Annotated in this window: 17 protein-coding genes; 8 read left to right on the top strand and 9 right to left on the bottom strand. The window is 41.9% G+C overall.

Going from position 1 to position 23,625, the window contains the following annotated elements; genetic code table 11:
- Positions 1-6 precede the first annotated feature (6 nt).
- Positions 7-1,029, bottom strand: coding sequence for a dTDP-glucose 4,6-dehydratase (gene rfbB / locus V144x_RS16385; RefSeq protein WP_144986198.1), 1,023 nt, complete (start codon positions 1,027-1,029; stop codon positions 7-9).
- A gap of 51 nt (positions 1,030-1,080) precedes the next feature.
- Entirely contained in the window at positions 1,081-3,861 is a 2,781-nt protein-coding gene (gyrA, locus tag V144x_RS16380) for a DNA gyrase subunit A (protein ID WP_144986197.1), read from the bottom strand.
- Between the two features lie 493 nt (positions 3,862-4,354).
- Between gyrA and V144x_RS16375 the strand changes: the two genes are divergently transcribed.
- The 4 genes from V144x_RS16375 to V144x_RS16365 all read left to right on the top strand — a co-directional run bounded on the left by V144x_RS16375 (position 4,355) and on the right by V144x_RS16365 (position 9,422).
- Positions 4,355-6,577 (top strand): serine/threonine protein kinase, encoded by a 2,223-nt coding sequence (locus V144x_RS16375; RefSeq protein ID WP_144986196.1) that lies wholly within the window; start codon positions 4,355-4,357, stop codon positions 6,575-6,577.
- Between the two features lie 48 nt (positions 6,578-6,625).
- Positions 6,626-8,398, top strand: a complete 1,773-nt coding sequence (locus V144x_RS16370) for an adenylate/guanylate cyclase domain-containing protein (RefSeq protein WP_144990959.1) — start codon at positions 6,626-6,628, stop codon at positions 8,396-8,398.
- A gap of 231 nt (positions 8,399-8,629) precedes the next feature.
- Complete coding sequence (locus tag V144x_RS28425; protein ID WP_197998467.1) at positions 8,630-8,791, top strand: hypothetical protein; 162 nt, start codon at positions 8,630-8,632, stop codon at positions 8,789-8,791.
- Positions 8,792-8,825: 34 nt separating this feature from the next.
- Positions 8,826-9,422, top strand: coding sequence for a response regulator (locus V144x_RS16365; protein WP_144986195.1), 597 nt, complete (start codon positions 8,826-8,828; stop codon positions 9,420-9,422).
- Between the two features lie 149 nt (positions 9,423-9,571).
- Here the strand turns inward: V144x_RS16365 and V144x_RS16360 are convergent, their stop codons facing one another.
- Together V144x_RS16360 and V144x_RS16355 are read right to left on the bottom strand one after the other, a co-directional pair.
- A complete protein-coding gene (locus V144x_RS16360) occupies positions 9,572-11,224 on the bottom strand; it encodes a hypothetical protein (protein WP_144986194.1) in 1,653 nt (550 codons plus the stop codon).
- A gap of 375 nt (positions 11,225-11,599) precedes the next feature.
- Entirely contained in the window at positions 11,600-14,086 is a 2,487-nt protein-coding gene (locus V144x_RS16355) for a hypothetical protein (RefSeq protein ID WP_144986193.1), read from the bottom strand.
- 284 nt (positions 14,087-14,370) lie between these two features.
- On the opposite strand from V144x_RS16355, the gene V144x_RS16350 reads away from it, so the two are divergent.
- The 4 genes from V144x_RS16350 (at position 14,371) to V144x_RS16335 (ending at position 18,940) form a co-directional block, all read left to right on the top strand.
- Entirely contained in the window at positions 14,371-14,871 is a 501-nt protein-coding gene (locus V144x_RS16350) for a GAF domain-containing protein (protein WP_144986192.1), read from the top strand.
- A 165-nt stretch (positions 14,872-15,036) separates the two neighbouring features.
- A complete protein-coding gene (locus tag V144x_RS16345; protein ID WP_144986191.1) occupies positions 15,037-16,032 on the top strand; it encodes a M50 family metallopeptidase in 996 nt (331 codons plus the stop codon).
- A gap of 555 nt (positions 16,033-16,587) precedes the next feature.
- A complete protein-coding gene (locus V144x_RS16340) occupies positions 16,588-18,246 on the top strand; it encodes an HD-GYP domain-containing protein (RefSeq protein WP_144986190.1) in 1,659 nt (552 codons plus the stop codon).
- 70 nt (positions 18,247-18,316) lie between these two features.
- A complete protein-coding gene (locus V144x_RS16335) occupies positions 18,317-18,940 on the top strand; it encodes a hypothetical protein (protein ID WP_144986189.1) in 624 nt (207 codons plus the stop codon).
- Between the two features lie 9 nt (positions 18,941-18,949).
- On the opposite strand, the gene V144x_RS16330 is transcribed toward V144x_RS16335, so the two are convergent.
- From V144x_RS16330 to V144x_RS16310, 5 genes are all read right to left on the bottom strand, one after another.
- On the bottom strand, positions 18,950-20,233 hold the full coding sequence (locus V144x_RS16330; protein ID WP_144986188.1) for a beta-ketoacyl-[acyl-carrier-protein] synthase family protein: 1,284 nt from the start codon (positions 20,231-20,233) through the stop codon (positions 18,950-18,952).
- A 43-nt stretch (positions 20,234-20,276) separates the two neighbouring features.
- Entirely contained in the window at positions 20,277-20,468 is a 192-nt protein-coding gene (locus V144x_RS16325; RefSeq protein ID WP_144986187.1) for a hypothetical protein, read from the bottom strand.
- 220 nt (positions 20,469-20,688) lie between these two features.
- Entirely contained in the window at positions 20,689-21,204 is a 516-nt protein-coding gene (locus V144x_RS16320) for an HYExAFE family protein (RefSeq protein ID WP_144986186.1), read from the bottom strand.
- 128 nt (positions 21,205-21,332) lie between these two features.
- Entirely contained in the window at positions 21,333-22,655 is a 1,323-nt protein-coding gene (hisS, locus tag V144x_RS16315; protein WP_144986185.1) for a histidine--tRNA ligase, read from the bottom strand.
- 61 nt (positions 22,656-22,716) lie between these two features.
- A complete protein-coding gene (locus tag V144x_RS16310; RefSeq protein ID WP_144986184.1) occupies positions 22,717-23,163 on the bottom strand; it encodes a YkgJ family cysteine cluster protein in 447 nt (148 codons plus the stop codon).
- Positions 23,164-23,625: the final 462 nt, after the last annotated feature.

The following is a 23,625-nucleotide window of genomic DNA, read 5'->3' as shown; positions in this document are numbered from 1 at the left end:
AAATGACTAGGTATCTAAACGATTTCCGTATTGTTGATCGTAAAATTTCAGATAGTCACCAGAACGAATTCGATTAACCCATTCCTGATTATTTTGATACCATTTAATCGTGGCTGCTAAGCCAGATTGAAATTCTATCTCTGGTTTCCAGCCTAATTCTGATTCCGCTTTACGACAATCGATCGCGTAACGTAGATCATGGCCTGGACGGTCTGTGACGTATTTGATCAAAGTTTCAGACTTTTCCAGTAAACCGAGTAACAATTTCGTGATTTTGATATTCTGCATCTCTGAATTTCCGCCGAAATTGTAAACTTCGCCAACAGATCCTCTTCTTAAGGCAGCATCAATCCCACGACAATGGTCAAGTACATGAATCCAGTCACGAACATTTGTGCCTTCCCCATATACAGGCACTGATTTGTCTTCCATCGCGTTGGAAATGAAGAGCGGAATCAGCTTTTCTGGAAATTGATAAGGGCCATAATTATTTGAGCAACGAGTGATGATCGCTGGAATTTGAAATGTTTTGATATAACTCCGAACCAGTAAATCTGCTGCAGCTTTGGAAGCAGAATAAGGGCTATTAGGGGCTATGGGAGTCTCCTCAGTAAAGAATCCCTCTGCTCCCAAGCTGCCATAAACTTCATCAGTAGAAACCTGGATGAATCGATTGATGTCTTGTCTGCGAAATGCATCTAGCAGAACCTGAGTTCCTACAATGTTGGTTTGAATAAAGGGGCCTGAATCAAGAATGCTACGGTCTACATGTGATTCTGCTGCAAAATTAACTACCGCATCAAAATGCGTTGAGCTCAAAAGAGAGTTCACAAAATCACGATCTGCTATATCTCCCCTTGTAAAGTTGTAGCGAGAGTCAGACTCAAACTCTTTCAAGTTCTCTAAATTACCGGCATAAGTTAACTTATCGAGATTTGTAATTGAAATATCAGGATACTCTGAGAGTTGGTATCGAATAAAATTTGATCCGATAAATCCACACCCGCCAGTGACTAATATTTGGTTCATTTAAAACTCTCTCATATCTGATTAACCAGATTTGTTTCTACTCCGAAGCGATCACTGGCTAGATTTAGAATCATTCTCGGGATTCTGGTCAGCCTCAGGAATTTCAGTTGGTGATTCTGAATTGGCTGGTGCACCGTTTTCAGGAGCGTCGACGATTTCTGCTGGAATTCGGGCTAAAGAAACGAGCTTGTCATTGTCGTCAAGTTTGATGACACGTACCCCTTGTGTATTTCGACCCACCTGGCTTATTTCGCGTCCTCGAACTCGCTGGATTTTTCCACTACTGGTTACCATAAGGACTTCATCGTCTTCGGCAACAGGAATAATGTCAACAGCTTGTCCATTTCGCTTAGAGGTGCGAATGTCTCGGACACCTTTACCTCCTCGCTTTTGTCGGCGGTATTGCATACCACTTCGAGTTTCAGTTTCATCCTCAGAGCCTTCTTCTATATCGGATTCAGAGACGTCTCCCTCCATTTCAGTGATATCATCTTCAATCGGTTCTGTCGATTCCTCTTCCGAGTCTGAATTATCGGGAATGAAGCCAAATGGAGTCCGCTTGCCGAAGCCGTTTTCACAAACTGTTAATAGGCAAGCATCCGGGTCCGCAATCACCATTCCAATGACGTGCCCTGTTTTGGAGAGCTTGATTCCTTTAACACCGCGAGTGTTGCGTCCCATACTCCGCGCATCAGATTGAGCGAATCGAATCGACATACCGTCAGAAGTGGCGAGTAACAAATCCTCTCCGGGGGAAACAATTAGTGCTTCAACGAGTTCGTCTTCTTCATCGAGTTTGATTGCAATGATGCCCCCACGTTGGGGACGGCTATAAGCGGAAAGTGGTGATTTTTTGATAATTCCATTTCGAGTTGCCATAACCAGGAAGCGTTCTTCATCAAACTCACGTACCGCAACACAATTTGAGACTGTCTCATCTTCCTGGAGAGTGAGCAAGTTTACCAATGCTCTTCCCTTGGCTGTGCGACCTTGCAATGGTAAATCATATACTTTTTGCCAATAGACACGGCCTCGATTTGTGATAAACAAAAGATAGGAATGTGTACTGGCAACAAACAGATGCTGAATCGGATCTTCATCATCGGTTTTGGCACCTTTGACTCCTTTCCCGCCTCGATTTTGCGCCTGGTAGGTATTCAATTGAGTTCGTTTGATGTAGCCTCGCTGTGAGAGCGTCACAACCATAGGTTCTTCTGCAATCAGATCGTCACGATTGACGTCTGTCAGCTCTTCATCAGAAATATCAGTCCGGCGTTTGTCGGCGTACTTCTGCTTGAGTTGGAGCATGTCATCATGAATCACCGCTCGGATGTGATCTTCGTCAGAGAGAAGATATAAGTATCCTGAAATGGCTTTCAGCAACTCTTTATGCTCATCACTTAGTTTTTCTCGCTCCAGATTTGCCAAAGAACCTAGTTGCATCGACACAATTGCTTCAGCCTGATTGGCGGAAAGAGAATAATATTCATGAACTCCCTGTTCATTTTGATATTCTTTAAACCCTTCTTCGCCAAGAGCCCGTTCAATCAGTTTGCCATCAACCTGCATCCCCTGCAGACTGATTTTGGCTTCGGCTCTGCTGGGAGAATTTCGAATGGTCTTGATCACTTCGTCGATATCAATTTGGGCTATCATTAACCCCTCGACGGTGTGCTTTCGCTTACGGGCTTCTGCAAGCAGGAATTCGGTACGCCGCCGAATGACGTCTATCCGGTGTATGATAAATTGTTGTAGTAATTCTTTGACGGACAGTGTTTCAGGACGGTTTCCTACCAGCGCCAATAAAATAATGCTGAATGTGCTTTGAAGAGGAGAAAACTTAAAGAGTTGAGCCAGCACAACTTCCTTGTCGGCATCCCGTTTGAGAATGATCTGAAGATGAACTTTCCAGGGAGGAACATTTCGATCTGTCAAATCGACAATCCGTGAGATCCCTTTGACTCGGTCATCTCGGACTAACGTTTCGAGTTTTTCCCTGATCCGGTCACGAGTTTCCATATAGGGAATTTCAGTAACAACGATCACGTCAGATTGTTTTTCCGTTTCGAAATGTGTTCGAGCACGAAGCGTAATTGTAGATCGGCCAGTGGCATAACCTTTCCGAATTCCGTAACGTCCACAAATAACGCCACCAGTGGGGAAGTCGGGACCTGGCATGACTTGCAGAATATCGTCGACGGTCGCATCAGGATTATCAATCAATAGAGTAACGGCATCACAGACTTCTCCCATGTTCTGTGGGGGAATACTTGTCGCCATTCCGACGGCGATTCCGCTGGATCCATTGACCAGTAGATTGGGAAATTTAGCAGGCAGCACGACGGGTTCATTGTTTCGTTGGTCATATGTAGGCACGAAATCGACCGTGTTGCGATTAATGTCGTCCAGCATTTCAGCAGCAACTGGGGCAAGCCTGGCTTCAGTGTAACGCATCGCAGCAGGAGGCAAACCTGCGAGTGAGCCGAAGTTTCCTTGTTTATCAATCAAGACGTTTCGCATGACCCACTCTTGTCCTAGACGGACAAGGGTTGGGTAGATAGAACCATCACCATGTGGGTGGTAGTTACCACTGGTATCACCAGAAATCTTTGCGCATTTTACCCGAGATGAATTGGATCCCAAATTTAAATCGTTCATCGCTACAAGAATACGACGCTGTGATGGTTTCAGACCGTCGCGTGCGTCAGGCAGCGCGCGACTGATAATCACACTCATAGCGTAAGTGAGATAGCTGTCACGCATCTCATCTTGAATGTCTAGGTATTTGATGTTCTCTGAAGTATTTGATTCTTCGCCGTTGTCGCTAGCCAATCCTTGTTCTCCTTAAGGAATATAACTACTGATAATCTGTGTATTTGAATTTGACTCGTGACTTGAACTGCCAATACGGTTGGTAGTCAGAAAAGATATATAATGAGCCAGTTCCGATGATGAGGAAACGATTCGGTTTTTGTTAAATGAATTCCGGTTTCCTTACTGTTTAATTGATAATACTCTCTTGAGAGCAAGCTGATTTCGGCAAAACAGAGACTGAAAATCTCATAAATTACGACAGAATTTAAGTCTCAAAACCTTCACAAAATTGTATCGAAATTTCAATAAATTCACAACTAACTCAGGGGCTGAATTTTACCAGGTTTACAGGGAGAAATACCTTGAAAATCAATAAGTTACGTTCTGATTTTAATTGTTGAGGCTCGTTCGTGCTTTGCATAGAATAGAGCTAGTACAGAGTCGTACTAACAAGTGACATCAGAGATGGGAATTCCTCTGATTGGCAGCATTGCAATAAAGATACTTTTCTATGAATCAATCAGAATCTCAAGAGGATATGCCACTCGCTGAGGATCAACAACCTGTGGAGGTTAATGAACAGGGGGTTGAGCCAAGTAAAGTAGATTCTAACAGTAAAACTTTGAAACAATCTCTTGAAGAAAGATCACATGCTGCGAATTTAAGTAAAGATGGGCTTTCCTTACCAGCAAAAATACCAGGCTATATAATCATTCGCTCTTTGGGAGAAGGATCTTATGGGTCGGTCTGGCTTGCTCAGGAGGAAAACACGGGTAAGTATGTTGCAATTAAGTTTTATACCAATCGACGCGGTCTAGACTGGTCGCTCTTGAATCGCGAAGTAGAAAAACTTGCTGAGTTATATACATCCCGACATATCATCAGCCTTCAGGGAGTTGGTTGGAACAGTGATCCCCCGTATTACATGATGGAATACCTTGAAAATGGTTCTCTATCATCTTTTTTAGATTCTGGTCCGATTCCTGTCTCTGAAGCGGTTCGTATTGCGAAAACCGTTTTGCTTGCGCTGGTGCACGCACATGGTCGTGGCATTTTGCATTGTGATCTCAAACCAGCCAATGTTCTTCTTGATGCGAATTTTGAACCAAGATTATGTGATTTCGGGCAATCTCGTCTTTCAGATGAGCAAAGCCCCTCTCTCGGAACACTATTTTACATGGCACCCGAACAAGCCGACTTAGAGGCAATACCCGATTCTCGCTGGGATGTGTATGCTTTGGGGGCTTTGCTATATCATATGTTATGTGGAAAGGCTCCCTACCGTACCTCTGAGAATGAACTGTCAATTCGGAAGTTGGATTCACTCGAAGCAAAACTGGAAGCATATCGAGAATTAATACGAACTTCTTCTCGTCCTGCTGAGCATCGAAAGGTTTCTGGTGTCGATCGACGTTTAATTGAGATCGTCGACCGGTGTCTTGAGACCGATCCCAAAAAGCGGTATCCCAACGCACAGGCAGTGCTGACAAATATGCTGCAAAGAGAACAACATCGCGCGAGAAGGCCACTCATTGCGTTAGGCGTAATTGGCCCTTTATTATTAATACTGGGACTCATACCCGTTGCAGGTGCAGCGGTAAGTCAAATGGAAAATAGATTTCGAGAAAATCTGACAGAACGAGCTTTAAAAAGTGATTCCATTGCGGCGAGTTTATTGTCACAAAACGTAGCGCGGGATCTTCAGGACCGTCAAGACGAACTTGAAGAGCTATCTCGTAAAACATTGTTGCGTTCTAATTTGGAAAATGAAAAAACATATTCGGTGGTGGGAGATTATCTTAAGGATGCTAAAGCAATTGTTGATGAGAAACGGTCGGAGCTAGAACTTGAAAAAGATACCAGTTGGTTTCTTACGAACGCCGAAGGAAAGCAAATCTGGCGAGATCCGCTGGGACCTACCATTGGCAAGAACTTTTCCTATCGAGATTATTTTCACGGGCATGGTAAAGAGTATGAAAAAGGAAACGCTCCTAAATCAATTCAACCAATCACTGAACCGTATATTTGTCAAGTTTTCAAGAGCGAGGCGACAAATCAATGGATGGTGGCTATAGCCGTTCCGATTTGGAATTTGCAAAAAAATAAAGTGTTGGGAGTCTTAGCTAGAACTACACATCTCGACCAATTATTGTCAAGCTATGATGAAAGTATACGGGGGGATTCAGAAAATAGTGGGGATCGAAAAATCGCGTTGATAGACAATCGAGACGGAAAAATGTTAGCTCACCCGAGAATGACTACAAATAATTTGCGAAAAATGAGTCGTGACCAGGTGGACCGTTTAGTCCTCAAAGAGAATCATTTTAATAAATTACAATCATTTAAATCGGTACAGGAAAAGGATCAAACTGATCCATTATCGGCAATGATCAGTGACTATCATGATCCCGTAGAAGCAGTGCTTTCAACTGATGATCAAGATAACGTCTGGTTGGCAGCATTCTCACCAATTGGAATGACGGGTTGGACCGCAGTCGTTCAGGAGCGTCGTAGTATGGCGCTGCGTCCTGTGGCAGAAATGAGAAGTTGGTTGATCCAATATGGTTTGATTGTACTGGCAACCAGTTGTCTTTTAGTATTTACTGTCTGGTATTTTGTGATGAGAGTTTTAACTGAACGGCGTGCCTGGGATTGGGCGCGTCAACAGTCTGGGAAACGAACAGATCAGGGTTCCACTTCGTCATCCAGTTGGCCTAATCAGCATCGTGAATAAGAAAGAGTAGGCTGTCGTTAACATTGGGAGACTTTTTTGTTGGAATTAATGGTATATGGATCGAATTATCTGCAGTCTAATAAGTTCAGTCTCGAGATCGGCCAAGAGCTTGTGTTGGGCCGATCGGGTGATGCCGATATTCAAGTGCTCTGGGATGACCGAATTTCCCGTAAACATGCGCTTTTGACAGTGCAGCAAAAGCAGATTTTCGTAAAAAAAATAGCGACAGCTGAGAATCATATTTACTCATTTGGAGAAGAATCTGATGAGTTTCTTCTTGAGCCTGGCAACTCTTTCGTAATTGGTTCCACAACTTTTCAATTGGTTGATTCTGCTTCCAGCTTTTCATCACCGCGCGAATCGCCATTGGAAGAGGTCACATTCAAACCAAACGAACTGCTTAAAGTCAAGTATCGTGATGCCGATCAAAGAATCGATGTTTTGGCTCATTTACCCGAGTTAATTATGGACGCGAGAAATGATGCGGACTTATTTCATCGTTTAGTGACCATGTTATTATCTGGAGTAAAACACGCGGAGGCTGTAGCCGTGGTGCGGTTAAATGATGAAAATCGAGTTGAAGTACCTTTTTGGGAAAGACGACGCCAAACGCAGGGGAGTTTTCGGCCGAGCGGGAGACTAGTACTGGAAGCTGTGAAAAGAAGTAAACGGACTGTTTTACATGTCTGGGCAGCCAGAGATGAAGTGGAGCAACAAGAAGATTATACAGCCGTCGCAGAATTTGACTGGGCTTTTTGTACTCCGATTGAAGAAGGTGAGTCTGGAAACTGGGGGCTCTATGTTGCCGGAGAATTAAATCACCCTTATCAAGTTGCCGTTCCTCAGGGAGCCAGTGGAATTGACCTCCAGGCGGATGTGAAATTTACAGAGCTTGTTGCTTCGATCATTAAGTCTGTACGCAGGCTTAATCAATTGGAACGACAGCAGGCAGGTTTAAGACAATTCTTTGCACCACCGATTCTCTCTGCCATCGGAGATAATCTTGATACTGACATCCTTGAACCCAGGGAATGTGATGTGACGGTTTTGTTTTGTGACTTAAGAGGTTTCAGCCAACATGCGGAAGATTCCTCGGGAGATTTAATTGGTTTGCTAGACAGGGTCAGTCAAGCTTTGGGGATTATGACCTCACATATTTTGGACTTTGGGGGAGTAACTGGCGATTTTCAAGGTGATGCTGCATTAGGATTCTGGGGGTGGCCCTTCTCTTCAGAACTGGCGCCGCTTGATGCCTGCCGCGCTGCATTGGCGATTCGAGCTGCCTTTGAGCAGATCAATTTGCAAGTCGATCACCCACTTGCTGATTTTCGTATGGGAATTGGAATCGCCCATGGAAAGGCAGTCGCTGGGAAGATTGGTACGAGCGATCAGGTGAAGGTGACGGTTTTTGGGCCTGTAGTTAATCTGGCCAGCCGTCTGGAAGGTTTGACGAAACACTTGCATGTTCCGGTTTTAATGGATGAGACAACGGCACAAATTGTAAGGACCAAGCTGGATCGGCAGGAAGGTCGGGTTCGAAAACTGGCTAAAATTTTACCTTATGGGATGGAAAAGCCTGTCATCGTTAGTGAGCTTCTTCCATCAGAAGCAAATTTAGACTCACTCAGTGATGAACAAATTGCATGTTACGAAACAGCTGTAAATTCTTTTATTCAAGGGAACTGGGAAGAATCGTTTCGATTACTGCACGAAATTCCTCCCTCTGACCGTGCACAGGATTTTCTCGCACAGCAGATTACTCGAAATAATAGAATCGCTCCGGCTGATTGGGATGGCACTATCAGGTTTGACAGCAAATAGGGTGGTCAAGTCATTTAGAAATTCAGGATTTGTTTAATTGGTCTTGCTGTTCCGGTTTTATTGTTTGTGGGGAATGGCTCTATTAAGAAACCCCTTACCAGGCAATTTTTGCTAGAAAGACAGGTCATCTGTTTAAAGCTGACCTATTTTTAATCAACGGACATCACTTGGATACATTTGTGATTTGACCTCTTCTAGTTTGGGATGGTCAGAATAACTGAGAGAATATTTATGAGCAATACAGAAATACTCGTAGAACCAGATTTGGAAGTATCAGAAACTGATGATCATGATATGATTCCTGATCATGTTGAATTGGATCATCGTTCTCAAGAGATGCTGGTTGTTCTAAACGAAGTTTTTGATTCTATTGCTCCTTCTGCTAAGTCTTAAATTGAAATGTTTTGTTTGGAAGTAGGCTCCTCTCATGCTACAGGCTTCTGAAAAATCAACACCGCGTGTTTTGGTCATTGATGATGATCCTCTCTTTCGAAATTTGATGGTTTCATTTTTACGTAGAGAGTACATTGTTTCTGTAGCCAGCGATGGTTCTGAGGGATTTTATAAAGCTTTAGAATACCCTCCGGATGTTGCGATTGTTGACGTGCAAATGGCCGTTTGGGATGGACTTCAAACGCTGAAGGCTTTTCGTTCACATCCAACGCTTAGTCAGACAAAAATTATCATGCTGACATCCGATGCAAGTAAGGAAACAGTGATTGCTGCTATTCATGGTGGAGCAAACGATTACATCATCAAAACCAGTTTTTCCAAGACAGAGTTTCTGGAGAAGGTACGAAAATTCACTCAACCTGATGGTTTTCAGGGGGCGAATTCTCCTCATTCATCTAAGAGACCGAGCCTGGCACCAATAACTGCGACTAAGCAAAAAACTGAAGAACAACCAATTGAGCGCCGTGCAGTAAACATGAATCCTAATTCGGTTGAAGACCAATTAGCAGATCTTTCTATTGATCAAATCGAAGAAGAACAACTGCAAGAAATTATGGAAGATTGGGACTAGTTCTTCGTTTCTTGGGGATCACAAAAAGAACTTCTGAATTGAATCTAAATGTTAGTGAGTATGAAATTAAATTTGCATACTCACTAACACATATCCCAATTAGCATATTAAGCTTGAATTAATCTACGTTCGTTTCTGAAAAATAGCTATTACAGGGTTTCTTTTGAGAACTTGGCAATGAGATTGCCGATGAATCTTAGAATTCCTTTATCCAATTTCGCTTTGCCATCAATAGAATCCTCTTCTTTTTTCATGACAAAGGTGAAAGTGTCATCAGTGTCCATCAGAGATTTTAACGCAATCTCACGCATCTCTTGATTCCCTTTCTTGCCCCGGAGTTTGTTGATCATTTTTAACCAGGGAAGTGTTTTCACATTCAGTTCAATGACATTGGGATTAATCGATTCTGGAGGAGCTTCACTCACTAGCTTGGTAGCTGCTTTGATGCGTTCGATTGCATTAGGTCCGGCGGCCATCCAGAGTGCATCGGGAGTACTTCCCACATATAAAGCCTCCCCTGCCCCAAACAGTTCATCAAATCCATCTTGGTATTGTTCTTTGATATTGATTTTGTGAACGCTCAGAGAGTCTTCCTTGACAACATCGAGTTCAACCGTTTGATCAGTGAGTACTTTAGGAAGAAGTTCAACAATCTCTCTGAGTTTAGCTCCATCTTTCGATCGAATTCCTCCCAGAAGTTCGTTTTTTCCGTCTGTTACAGGATTAGTATCAATGAATCCATCGATGAGTGATGTTTCTTTGCCTGCATCAAGCATCTGAATGACGAGTTCAGAAACTTTAGTAGCAGCGGTCTTTTGTTCTTTTGACAGCTTTTCGTTTTTTGTAATACGTTCTTTCAGAGTGGGAAGAAGCAATTTATAAAAAGCAGTAATGTTTTCTTTTCTCATTTCATCCAGTGGATGATTGATTCTGCCATTGAGAATTCCGTCTTGCTTCACCGGAACATTGGCAAAATAGCTGGGCTTTTTGGCAAACTGTTGGATGCTGTCGTTCAGAGAAGTGCCTTCAATGGCCTTTAATGAAAAATCAAGGCGCCCTTCATTCTTTGTCGAATCAGTCGTCCAGCCAATGACCATTTTCTCTGATTCTGCAAACAGCCTCTCGACTTCATCCATCTGGTGAGTGAAGGCTAACTTTCTTAGTTCATATGCACTTTCTGTTTCGTCTCGTTTTTTCTTGATGGCAGCAAGTAACTGCTTACGCGTATTATCCATCGTTTTTTTACGCGCATCGACTCCTTCTTTTTCATTTGTGATTAAAGCACTGAAGTCATATTTTTTGTTCAAGAGCTCTTGAACTCTTTTGAGCGGATCCGTGATCTCTTGCACTTCTGAAAGTTTTTCAGAAATTACAACATACTTGATATCTTGCAAGTACTTCATAAATCCTTGAAAAAGATTACCCAATTTGTAAGGACCATTTCTTTGTTTTTTTGACGTGATCTCAAAAACTTCAAGGTTATTACGAAAGTGTTTTAAATTACTGATAGGAAGAATTAATCGATAACGTTCCTGTTGGTTTTCCCCAAGCAAGATGTCGATTCTCATAGGGCGTTTTTTGTCGATTCCATCAAGGAAAGTCGGAAGGATTTCATCAAGATTGTTCCACCCTTTCTTGTCTTTAGCTAAATCCAGAACCAGATATTTAAGGTCTGCAATCATGCCATCTGCATTGATTTGAACAAGAGAGATGTTAGGGGCAGAAGCGTTTTCAGCTATCACTGCTTTGGGGATCAGGAATCCAATTGACAGGATAAAAGCAAAATGAGCAATGCGGCTCATACATTTCCTCCATGATGTATTTCTGGGGATCATTGGGATCTGAGATTAGTGTTTTGGGTTTGAATCAACTTGAATTTAAACCAGTTTATAATTCAAAAACTACAATTTGAAGATGTTAGTTTATAATGAAAATGTTGAATAGGGAACTCTGGTTGAAGAAATAGCTAAAGTCTGAAATCGTTGAAATCAAAATTCAGTATGTTTGGTAAATTCAGGGATGGGTTCTTATGTTCACATGATCTGCTTTGGAACTTTGAAATGCCTAGATATAAAGTTCGGCGGGGGTTCTTTGGAATAGTTACTGATGTTTGCCAACTAGTAAGGAAAAAACAGAACTAAGGCATAATTTACAGGACAATTGATTTACATAAAAGTTTACAAGTTTTTCGGTTGTACCTTTGGTGTTGATGTACTTGTCTGCTCATTTGGAAGAGCTCGAATACCGCAGATTAGCCCGAGATATCCCGAGATCTTTTCAGTTGGGCTATAAAGGTTACTCCCTAGAAGTTTTTCAATAACAGAGATATGCCCCTCAATGACGGCAACGGCACTAAGCGTATTCAACATGTCTTCGCGCAAGATCGGATCTTTAAGAGCAGTAATAAACTGAATTGCTTGTTCGAATTGGCTTTCATTCATCAAAATCGATAATAACTGCAGAGATAGCTGTGCTTTCCATGCCTTTTTCAAATCTGACTGATTAATTTCATGTGCCGCTTGCTCTGGTCTCCCATTTTTTACCAGAGAGCTAACCTGTTGAATCAGCAAATCCTCTTTGGATAATCCAGGAACACTGTCATTTAAAGTCTTTTTGATCTGTGCAACTAACTCATTGTTACTCTGATCCACAGACTGGATCATGACAGCAGGCAAGCTGGACTGCAAAAGTGCGTCTTTGAGATTTAAGTTTGTTGCCTCATGGCTTTCCAAAGCAATTTTCCAGGCATCCGATGCTAATTGGGATCGAGATGCTTGCGAAAGAAGTTGAACTAAAAGAGCGAGCCTGTTTTCTGCAGCAGATTTTAAATTTCGCAATTGTTTACGGTACTCGTTGATCCCTCTTCTGACCCGATCATTACTACTTAGATTAAGAGCTTCTTTGATTTGATCTTTAAAATTAAAGTTCGATGTTTCATTTATCTTACTTTGAACAGCTTCAACACTTGGTGCAATCGCACGAATTGATTGTACAGCATTGTTAAGGAATTTTGTTGCTTCTACCTTTTGTCCTAATTTAGATTCGACACTGGCGATTTGCAAATTTGTCTCAGCCAACATTTTTAAAGGGGCTGCCAGAGGGAGAACTAGATCGTTTACAGCTTTGATATTTCCCAATTCTATGGGGGCAGGTACTGGTGTACTCGTAAGAAATGATTTTGATTTTTCCAAATAAATCTCAGCTGGTTTGGGTAAGTTCAATGAGATTAATTTTTGTGCGCATATCGCGTACATAAACGCGCTTCCAGTTGAAGATAGCTTCGTTTCAGCAGGTTGAATAAGAGATGTCTCTGGTTTCTGCTTTTGACTGACAGCCCTTGTTACTTGAGATAAAGCCCATTCTGTCACCGCTTCTGTTCGAGCGATAGGTTCAGGTGCAAGTGCAGCCCAGTTTAAAGCTTCTTGTGGATAACCTTTGGTGATGAGAATTAAGGTGACTGCTACCCATTGTGGAGAATTCCATTCTTGGTACAGGTCGATCAAAGACTCAAAATTATATCGGTTCGTTTCATGAGCGACCTGCAGATAAGCTGACAGTTGCGCCAGGCTATCCTTTTTTTGATATTTTTTTATTAAGGTCTCAGCCAGATCTTCTTTGCCTGCAGCAATCCAGAATGCCGCAAGTCGTGCAACAAGGTCAAGAGTGTCTCTCCCTCCATATTCGGGAATTCGTTTTGAAAGCTGCTCTGTTTGATCCAGCGTTGTTTTCAAGCCAGAGCTATCTTTTTCTTTTAACTGAAGCCAGCCAATTTCGATCAGAGGGAAAATTTTATAAAAAGGCAGCGGTGGACTAACCCGATCAATGTAGTCGATCTGTTCCTGAGAAGATTTAATATCGCCAGAGAGTGCATAAGCTTCAGCCGCTAATCGCCTACTATATGGCTTACTTCGATTTTTTCTAGCACGAGAAAGCTCAATAATCATCTCCAACGCTTCTTTTTGAACTGCTTGTGTAGATTTCTGAGGCTTTGGAGACGTTTTGCTCGATCCAATTTTAAGACTAGAATCGGTATCAGGAGAATTCGTTTTGTTATTGGTGGGAGTGCTGAATGATTTCCTGGATGCATCTTTAAGAGCTGAGTGATCAAAAGGCTTACTCAATTCTGAACCATCGGGAACACGAGTTAAGTAGTAATATCCACCGCCCAATAACACAACAGCCACTAACACAACAGCGACGAGAGGTAGTTTAGACTTTTTCTTTTCCTTGGGTTTTTCCTGCTCAGTTGACTTTTGATCTTTCGTGTCTGGATTAGGAACCTGGAATACAGGAGCTAAGCATTCTGAGTTACGACACTTGACTTCTTTTCCAACGACTTTGGAAGATGCAAATCCAGGCGTGTCGCACATTGGGCACACTACACGAAACATTTTACCTTTAACAGGCTTTCGCAATAAGGGAATCACTTTTGTTGTTTGTTGTTGTCGTTCCAAGTCGAAAGGATCATCGTCGACGACTGTTTCACGTTTTGTCCGTTTGTTTGCTGGAGCTTTCTTATTGGAAGGTTCTTGGGATGGCTGCTTAGTTCCACTCGGCTTTCCTGAAGCAGAAGACGTAGACATGGCGGCACCACAAAAAGGGCAATCTGCCGCGTCTTCATCAAGAACTGATGCACCACAAGAGGGACAAGTAGGAAGATCCATAATCAAGTAGTCCGATATGTTGAAATTTTCAGAGTATAGAATATGTTAAACAGTGAGAAATCAGTAGATTGGGACGTTGAACGTTTCTTTATATGATTACACCGAGAAATGTATTAATAAGTACTTAAATTAAGACTGCTAGATATATTGTATACGCTATATAGCCTTTTGTTCAAGGATTATCCAGGAGCTGGCTAGCTTCTTTGGTTAAAGCAGATATATTGCGATACGAAAACAGAGTGTTGTCAGTGCGAAATCAAATGTTTCGAAGGAGTAAAATGTAGATGCAAGAACAGATTGATGAGATACTGACACAGATTGAGCAAGCATTTCAAGAAAAAACGTTCGCACCTGTTTTGGATCGAATCATGGACCTTTTAAAAGGTAGGGCCATAGGTCTATGGCACTGTGATAATCAGGGGCAGCTAATTCAAATAGGGTTTCGAGCAGTAGCTGAGATGGATGAACAAGTACGTAAACAATTTAGTTCTTTTACAAAACAGGTTTCGTTGGAAAATACTGGCTTAGGAATTGTAAAAGCCGTTGTTGAGAGAAAACCTGCAATTGGGACACTACAGAGCCCCGGACTCCAAGGGTCTTCTGAATGGCTTAAAAAGTTTGGTGCACAACAATCATATGCTGTACCAATTTTTGAAAACGATCAAGTGGTTGGAGTCTTAGCAATTTCAACTACTTGCGCTCATCAGATTGGAGATATCGAGTGGGAGAGTCTAAAGAAAATTGCTGAAGGAATTGGTGAGAAAAAATATTTAGGGATGTTTTAACCTACTAAATTGTTTATGATTTACTAAAGAAAAAGAGTGGAATTCTCAAGAGTTGACTTGCTGTGTATCATACTGGTATGAGCCGGGAATACTGTAGTTGTAACACGGGCTCTGCTTTCCGTAATATGTGCGATATATGGTTCACATTCCTCAGGTTTTTGTAAGATGAGTCGTTCGAACCCATTACACTGGTCATTTCCGATGGGGACTTGGTTTCTAGCCCAGGTTCGTGTCAGTATTTTTTTACCTGTTTTACTACTGGTTTTTTGGGCTCATTATTCGTTGGGTTTAGGCTTTGCTTTATTTAGCATCCTTTTTTTGAGTGTCTTTCTACATGAGATGGGGCATGTTGTGGCCTGTCGAATGACCGGCGGAGAAGCCGATCAGATTGTATTATGGCCATTAGGTGGGCTTGTTTCCTGTAATCCCGCTCATGCCACTACTGCCCAGGTTATGACAATTTTGGGTGGCCCAATCGTTAATTTGCTACTCTGCGCCATTACAATTCCAGCAGTAATCTGGTCTGGTGAATTATCACAATCTTTGAATCCATTTAAATTGCCTAACATCAATCTGGATAAGAATCTTGGACAAGCAGTATTGTTGATGATGTTTAGTATTAATTGGCTTCTTTTATTGATCAATTTGATCCCCGTGCTTCCTCTGGATGGAGGAAAAATTTTACAGATCATTCTATCACGCCGCTTTGATGAAACAGTGGTACATATGGTTTTGCTTAATGTGAGCTTCTGGATTGGCGGGCTTGGAATGGTCATAGGCCTTTGTAGCTTGGCTGTGTGGGTCGTCTTTTTTAGCGCATTATTATTGATGCTTAACTTGTTAGAGTTTTCAACGGCTTCCAGTCAGGATGCATATGATGATTCTACCTTCGGTTATGATTTTTCACAGGGTTATACAAGTTTAGAGCGATCAAGCAGTCATATGAGTGAGAAAAAGGTAGGATTTTTTCAGCAGTGGCGGAAAAAAAGAAAGCTTCAGAAAGAACAACGTGAACGAGAAAAAAACTTAAATGCTGAAAAACAACTTGATTTATTGCTGCATAAAGTACATGAATTTGGATTGGAATCATTGACTCCAAAAGAGAGACAACAGTTAAATCAAGTGAGTGCTCGATATCGTAAGACTGATTCTGATCCTTAAAATCAGAACCCCCAGTATCTCTGATCTGCCGACGGGTATTGATTTCCTGTTATCGAATTGGATAGTTCAGCACGCTCACCCTATCTTATTTTGAGGTTTGCGAAATCTATTACACTTCTGGCTGTTAATTCGGATTATCTCTAATAATCCATACAGACTGACTCTCATACGTCTGCCTCTCATTTTGAGTGCTAAATTCGTAGTGAACAGAGCACCGATCCCAACTAAGCAATTCATATACTTGATTTTTCTGATCGTTATGCTTTAAGTATTTTTATAAAAAAGCCTTATGTGCATATCTATGCTTGGGATGAATAAAACAGCTAATCACGACTATGTTATTATCTTTATTTTAATTCAGATACTTAGCTCGATGTTCACTATGTTTTTTCTATGAACTTGTGGGCAAATTCAATGTGTTTGGGGCAAAAAAATGGCTAATTTGAGTTAAGAATGAGTTATTTAAGTGCAGATTGAGAAATCTTGTTTGCGAACTCAAGACTACGAACTAACTTTTTATTGGGAAAATTCCTTTAGAAAGTAGAGAGTAGCCTCATGGTTTTAGGAACGACTGATTCATTAAAGAAGTTATCTAACTTCAGCAAACATAGTGGTGTGTGCGAGCTCGACTTGCAAATCGACGCAAAGATTGAGCTTGCTATCAGCAATATGAAGCGAATTTCAGAACTAACCGGTCTGACGATGTTCTGTTTTGATTCAAAAACGGGGATGATTTTGGACAAAACAAGCACCCAGGCTCTCCCTTTCTTTCCTAAAGATGTTTTGAACGAAATCAAAAATGTGGATGGGTTAACGCTGACTGAAAGTACGAATGGAGTTTCCCATTTTATATTTCCATTGATTAAAGATGATTTTCATAAAATTACAGCCGCTGGTTTTGTCTTTTCTAAAGAAAAACGCAAGCTAACTGAAATGGTATTAGCGGCTGTTGAAAGAGAATGGGCTATCGAAGAATTAGATTCCTGGATCGAATTGCAAAGGGTCTTGGACATTAAATCGTTACATGCTCTGCTAAGCCTTGCGATCCTTCATATTGAAGAGGAACAACAGCTTGGTGATTTGAATGAGGAAGTCGATAATCTGTCAGAATGTCTGGATGAGACATTCGAGGAAATCAGCCTATTACACGAAGTAGCACAGCATTTAAAAATATCTGAAAGTCCAGAACAACTGGGAACACTATGTTTGGATCGAATCGGAAATTTGATCGAAGCAGAGACCAACGTGATCTGGTTTGAAGGGCAAGAGTGCACGTCTCAATTTATGGCAGACAGTAAAGTCGATTTTGATGAGTTAAATTTAGCGCGCCTTGTTGCTCAGTTTGACGGTCATAATTGGAATCAACCATTGGTGATCAATCAGGTAGAAAGTTCATTGCTTTCACTTGAGTTTCCGGAACTCAAAAACTTGGTATTAGTTCCCATTTCAGATGGTACTAACTCATATGGTTGGATTTTAAGTTGTAATTTGCTCAATAGTGAAGAATATGGAACGATCCAGGCCAGCCTTTTAAATTCGATTGCTTCGTTTTTAGGAACTCACTTGAGAAACGTTGATCTCTTTGCTCAACAGGAAGAGTTGACATTGAGTTTTGTCAAATCCTTTATTTCGACTCTGGATGCCAAAGATCCTTACACGAGGGGTCATAGTGAGCGAGTTGCTTTAATTGCTCAGCAATTAGCCAAACGGTTAGGATACTCTGGTGATTTTTTGCAGGATATCTATCTCTCTGGTCTATTGCATGATATTGGCAAAATTGGAGTTGATGATGGAATTCTTCGCAAGGAAGGGAAACTGACAGACAAAGAGTTTGCTCAAATTCAAGAACATCCCATGATTGGTTATAAAATATTATCAGGGATTAAAAAATTGCAGAATATTCTGCCTGGTGTTCGAAATCATCATGAGCAAATCAATGGACTTGGATACCCAGACAAGCTTAAAGGAAAAGATATTCCGCTGATGGCGCGTATCATTGCTGTAGCAGATGCTTATGATGCAATGGGTAGTGACCGTCCTTACCGAAACGGAATGCCTCTGGAAAAACTCGAGTCGATATTCAAAGAAGGCAAAGGATTCCAATGGGACCCAGATGTAATTGATGCTTACTTTGAGATTCGGGATGAAATCATCTACCTTTCACAAAAGTATAACGATGATACTTCAAGTCTGGATGAACTGTGCCTCAATTGATAGACTAAACTCCAATTAACGGAATTCAAAAATTGTGTTCTCCGTACAGCATTGGGAGTTTAAAGTGAAGATGAGTTCTCGACAGTTTCTATTAGTTGTTTTTTTTCAGCTATCGGTGATATTGTTTTTTTACGGTTGCCATTCCGATTCTTCTGAATCAAATTCTGATTTGCCAGTCCCCGAAGCTGAACCGCTTCATCTGGAACAACCAAAACCGAGCATGGCTAAGACTCAAGTGGCTGGAAAGAAAGAATATGACGGAATTCAATTTCACATACCTGAAGGATGGGAAGAAGTTCCCTTATCTCCTGCGCAACAAGGCTTAATATCAGCCAGTTTTAGAATTCCAAAGGCGGGAGACAAAGTCAAATTAACTCTTTCGTCTGTTGGCGGGGGCATTGATGCCAATTTACAGAGGTGGCGAGGTCAGTTTCAGTTGCCTCCAGGAGAAACTCCGACACAGGAAACGATTCGAGTAGACAATACGGACGTCATCTGGCTGGATTTAAGAGGTACGTATGATTCCGGAATCGGTGTTGAGTCTTCAAGTGAATCGGGAATGAGAATGATTGGAGTTGCGATTCCTCGAAGTCCCAGAGACTTTTATCTCAAATTAACAGGTCCGCGTGACCAATTAATGAAAGTTGAGAAAGAGTTTCGAGATTTTGTGAAATCAGCTCGATTTACACCATAGACTGCATGATCAGGAACGCTCCCACTTTCGTACGATTCCTGCAACAAGATGCCCACCGAAACCGAAGGAGAGTTTCAGTGCGGTCTTAATTTCTTTGGACTCGGCTGTGAATGGCGTATAATTCAGGTCACACTGTGGATCAGGTTCTTCTAGATTAATTGTCGGGGGGACGAGACTGTCCCGCATTGCCAGCAATGTGAATCCTAATTCCACACTTCCGGCAGCCCCCAGTAAATGTCCCATTCCGCCTTTTAAGCTGGAACAGCTGATCTTCTTAGAGAAAGAACCCATCGCAGTGTGAATCGCACGTGTTTCATAGAGATCGTTGATCTGAGTTCCTGTACCATGCAAGTTGACGTAATCGATTTCAGATGGAGATATGTTGGTTCGGTGCAGCAGTCCAGAAATCAGTTTTGCGAGGCTTTCTGCAGTAGGATCGAATTGCATCAAATGTGTCGAGTCAGAACCACAAGCTCCTGCTAACCATTCGGCATAGGGCATCGCGTTTCGATTTAACGCATGTTCCAGCGATTCTAGTACGAGAATTCCCGCGCCTTCACCGACGACAAATCCATTTCGCCTGCGATCATAGGGCTTACAGGCTTTTTGGGGGCATTGAAAATCTTTAGCTAAAGTTCCCATGCGCTGAAACGAACTTAGGACTGTTGGTACCAAGGAAGCATCTGTGCTTCCGGCAAATACTGTATCACAGACGCCATCACGTATTAATTCTGCTGCTCTCATTACGCTCGAAAATCCGGTAGCACATGCGGAAACAGGTGATAAGGCAGCCCCTCTTAAATCAAAGTGTGCTGCCACAGATTGACTGGCTGCATTGGGAAAGCACTGCAACCAGAATGAATCCGGAACTTGTAGTGCATTTTCCGGATCCATACGTGGTAAATGAGAAATTTGTGCAAAACTGGCCATCCCCCCTTTGCTGGAGCCGATTACACATCCGATTGATTCTTTAGGCATCTGATCCAGATTCAAGCCGGCATCCAGGATTGCTTCTTCTGTTGCCCTCAGTGCTAAGGTAATAGAAGGTTCTTTCAGAAAAGGATGCTTACTTGAAAATGAAGTGGACGAAAGTGGATGTTCCGGGATGACACTACCGACGATGGGGTGATCAAGCTGTTTTGATAAATCGTCTAACAGACGTGTTGTGGAGTGGCCTGTGAGGAGTTTTTGCCAGGATGACTCCCGATCAACTCCATAAGGAGTAATCAAACCGATACCTGTAATCACGACCTTGCGGGGAGAACGCTCAATATCCGATAACTTTGGTCGCATTAGAACTGAAACAACATGTTGTTGATAAAGGGATAGGATGTAATCAGGAACGATGGCTGGTTCGACAGATGGCAAATAAAGCTAACCCAAATAAGACCGCAATGAGAAGATACTCAAAGATAGATGTCTGAGATTGTTGAACGACACCACTTTTTCGCTCTTCTTCTTGCGCAAGGGCTGTGGTTACGGAAAATAAGAATGTTCCAGAGCACACAACAGGCAATAATTTCATCATGTTATGAAATCTCAGCATGAAAGTTGAAATCGACAAGTCAAAGTTAGGATGAATACTTTTCAGCTTAGTAATTATATCAGTCTTTCATGAGAACTGCATTAGGAAAAGACCCTTCTTGTAAGAATCCGCAGTGAAAACTGATGCATCTTTATAAGCTGGCAAAGCTGATTCAGACTGTTTCATGAATCTTAAAGCATTATCCTGAGAAATGGTAAGATTTTCAGACTCGAATGAGCGCATCTACAGGTTGTCGCATTTCGTGAAAGTCCTGTTGATGAAGAAAAACAGTCTGCCAACTACGTGATCGCGGTCTCATTTTTAGGCAATATTCATCTATCATAACAAGATAGAAGGCATAAAGACGTTCTTTAAAAGCAAAAAGTCTTTCCAGATTATTGGAAAAAGAATCAATAGGGAGCTCATAAGCAAAAACAAAACCAGAACGAAAACCCTCACCAAAAAGTTGCTGCCATTGTTGAAGCCCCCGAATGTCTTCAATTGTGGCCCAGTTTTCCCAGCGGCGTTTTTTGTGCTGATCTGCAAAAATTTCGGTTCTCCCTTTGACGTCGATTAATAAATTTGGCCCCTGGTTCGCATAAACAATAAAATCTAGAGACTTAATCGATGAGTCTTGAACTAATGCTCTGCGTTTTTCGTCAACGGCTACATAAGGAGTCTTTGATGCACGTAAGTATTCTTCAAAAGCGGCGTCATAGTGGTTTCTGCGTAGTACCATGTAACTCAGATCTCCTCTATATGAAGCTAGGTATCTGATCGTATGATTATTGTATAGAGGGATGGTGTAAAGGTCTATAGTGGCCTGGGAATTAAGAGTTCGGCTTCTTTAAAAATGAGAGCTTTTATTTATGACAGAAGTTGGGTGACGAATTCTAAGAGATCGTCTTCTTTCACAGCGGTTTGAGTTCCTGTCAGCATCTCTTTCACTTGCCATTCTTGATTATCGAATTCATTCGCTCCCGCGGTAATTACGATTTTGAATCCATGGCGATTCGCATACTTGAACTGTTTTTTGATTGCTTTCGTGTCGGGATAGACTTCAACATTCAAACCATTCAGTCGTAGTTCACGTGCCAGCCGCAAGTACTCAGAAGTATATTTCTGGTCCATTTGCGTGAATAAAATCGGAGCGGGAGTGGAAATCTCGTCTAACAGTTTTAGTTCCTGCATTGCAGCCAATAAACGGTCTAGACCCAAGCTGGCTCCGACACCAGGTAACTCTTGCGTTGTGAAACGCTCAGCGAGATTATCATAGCGTCCGCCGGAGCAAACACTTCCGATTTCCGGTAATTGATTCAGAAATGTCTCATAAATTGTGCCTGTGTAATAATCCAGGCCTCGAGCAATCGAAGGGTCTAAGATAACTCGTTCATTAGAAATACCTGCGCGTTCTACCGATTGAAATAATTCGCGAAGATATTGCACTCCCTGCTCTCCACAGGCGTTTCCCGAAAGTTGCTGTTCCAGAGTATTCAGGATTTCGGCAGTCGAACCCTGAACTGTGGTGAGGGAAATTATTTTTTCAGCTTGTTCTTGAGTGAGATTACCCTGCTCTCTCATTTCAACCATAACAGCGTCAGAACCGATTTTTGGAAGCTTGTCGAGGGCTCTTAGGATTTCTGTCGATTGTGATTCAAGCTTCAGAGTTTCAAGCAGGCCATTTAAAATCATACGGTTGTTAATACGGATCGTGAAATCCGAAAAACCGATTCGAACCATCAGATCATGGATAATGAATAAGGTTTCAATGTCAGCAGAGTTAGAAGTTGTCCCGATCGTATCGAAGTCACATTGCACAAATTCACGATAACGTCCTTTTTGCGGTCGCTCGCCCCGCCAGACTGTTCCGACATGATAGCGTTTAAAGGGGATCCCTAATTCATTGATATTTTGTGCGGCAAAGCGGGCGAAAGGGACCGTCAGGTCAAAACGCATCGCAACATCGCGCTTTCCCTGTTGAAATTGGAACATCTGTTTGTCTGATTCTGCTCCGCCCTTTCCCGCGAGAATTTCTTTATATTCCAGCGCAGGTGTATCAATCGGGCTAAAGCCATAACTTCGATATACTGACTTTGCCGTTTCAATCAGTTGCTCTCTCGGAATCATGGCAGCGGGAAGATAATCCCGAAATCCGTTGAGTGTCCGTGGTTCGATTAGATCTTTTTTCACAGTTTTCTACAGACTTTGATCGTTGTTACTTCGTGCATCAGGAAACTTTGTGGAACAATTACTAAACATTGACAACGGGAAGCTTTTGAGAGTGCACACGTTCTTGAGATTTTTTTCGTTTCTTCTTACGCGGAGGCAGCACTGCGTGGGCATATTCCCAAATTTGCTCTGGAGTTTCAAATAAACGATCATAAGTTCCGTCATTGTCATATTCACAGTCATCTGTCGTGTAAGAGCGACAGATCTTTGGTCGGTCTTCGTAGTTCCCACATCGATGATCGGGTAGAAGGTATTTACAATCTCCATAGACCATTAAGAACCAGGAATCCTCATCGACAAAAATTGCACAGTGACCATGCATGATATACCAACGCATGTGATCAAAATCTTCCCAGTTTTCAGGAGTTTCGATCGGTAAAGCAAAATAGCGACAACAGCGCGCTGTACAATAGCTGCATAAAACTTCTCCGGGTTTGAGGTCAGATCGTTTTACTTTGACCGTTGACATTCTCGTATCCTTGATGAATTAAAAACTAATGGCCTGATCTCAACCAAACCTGAGCAGAATCTGGGTATTTTATAGGAAATTTCACCAGAAATTGCACTCAATCGAAGTACAGAAAATCTGGCTTTTCAATGAGAATCAATAATCGATTTCAGGTGATGTTATCAATGGGATACTGTTCAGAGTCTGTATCAGGACCAGTTTTATGATTCATATTTATCGATTTTGCCGATTATCCAGTAAGGATAGGGTGTATAATCCCGGTTTCTCCTTGACCCTGATTTGTAGAGGGACTTATCATTAAATAATAGTATGATAGACTTTTAGACTTCTTTTTGCTGTGTTTTTTCTGAACTTAGATCAAGAGAATCACTAATTCTATTAGATTTATTTTCGTTCTTATTGTTACATCAGGTCGATGTAACAATAAGATGGCTTTCGTATTCTATTCTTTAGATAGTCTTG

It is taken from the genome of Gimesia aquarii, from assembly GCF_007748195.1.
GTDB lineage: Bacteria > Planctomycetota > Planctomycetia > Planctomycetales > Planctomycetaceae > Gimesia > Gimesia aquarii.
The sequence above is the reverse complement of the archived record's forward strand: the minus strand, read 5'-3'. Positions and strand labels throughout refer to the sequence as shown.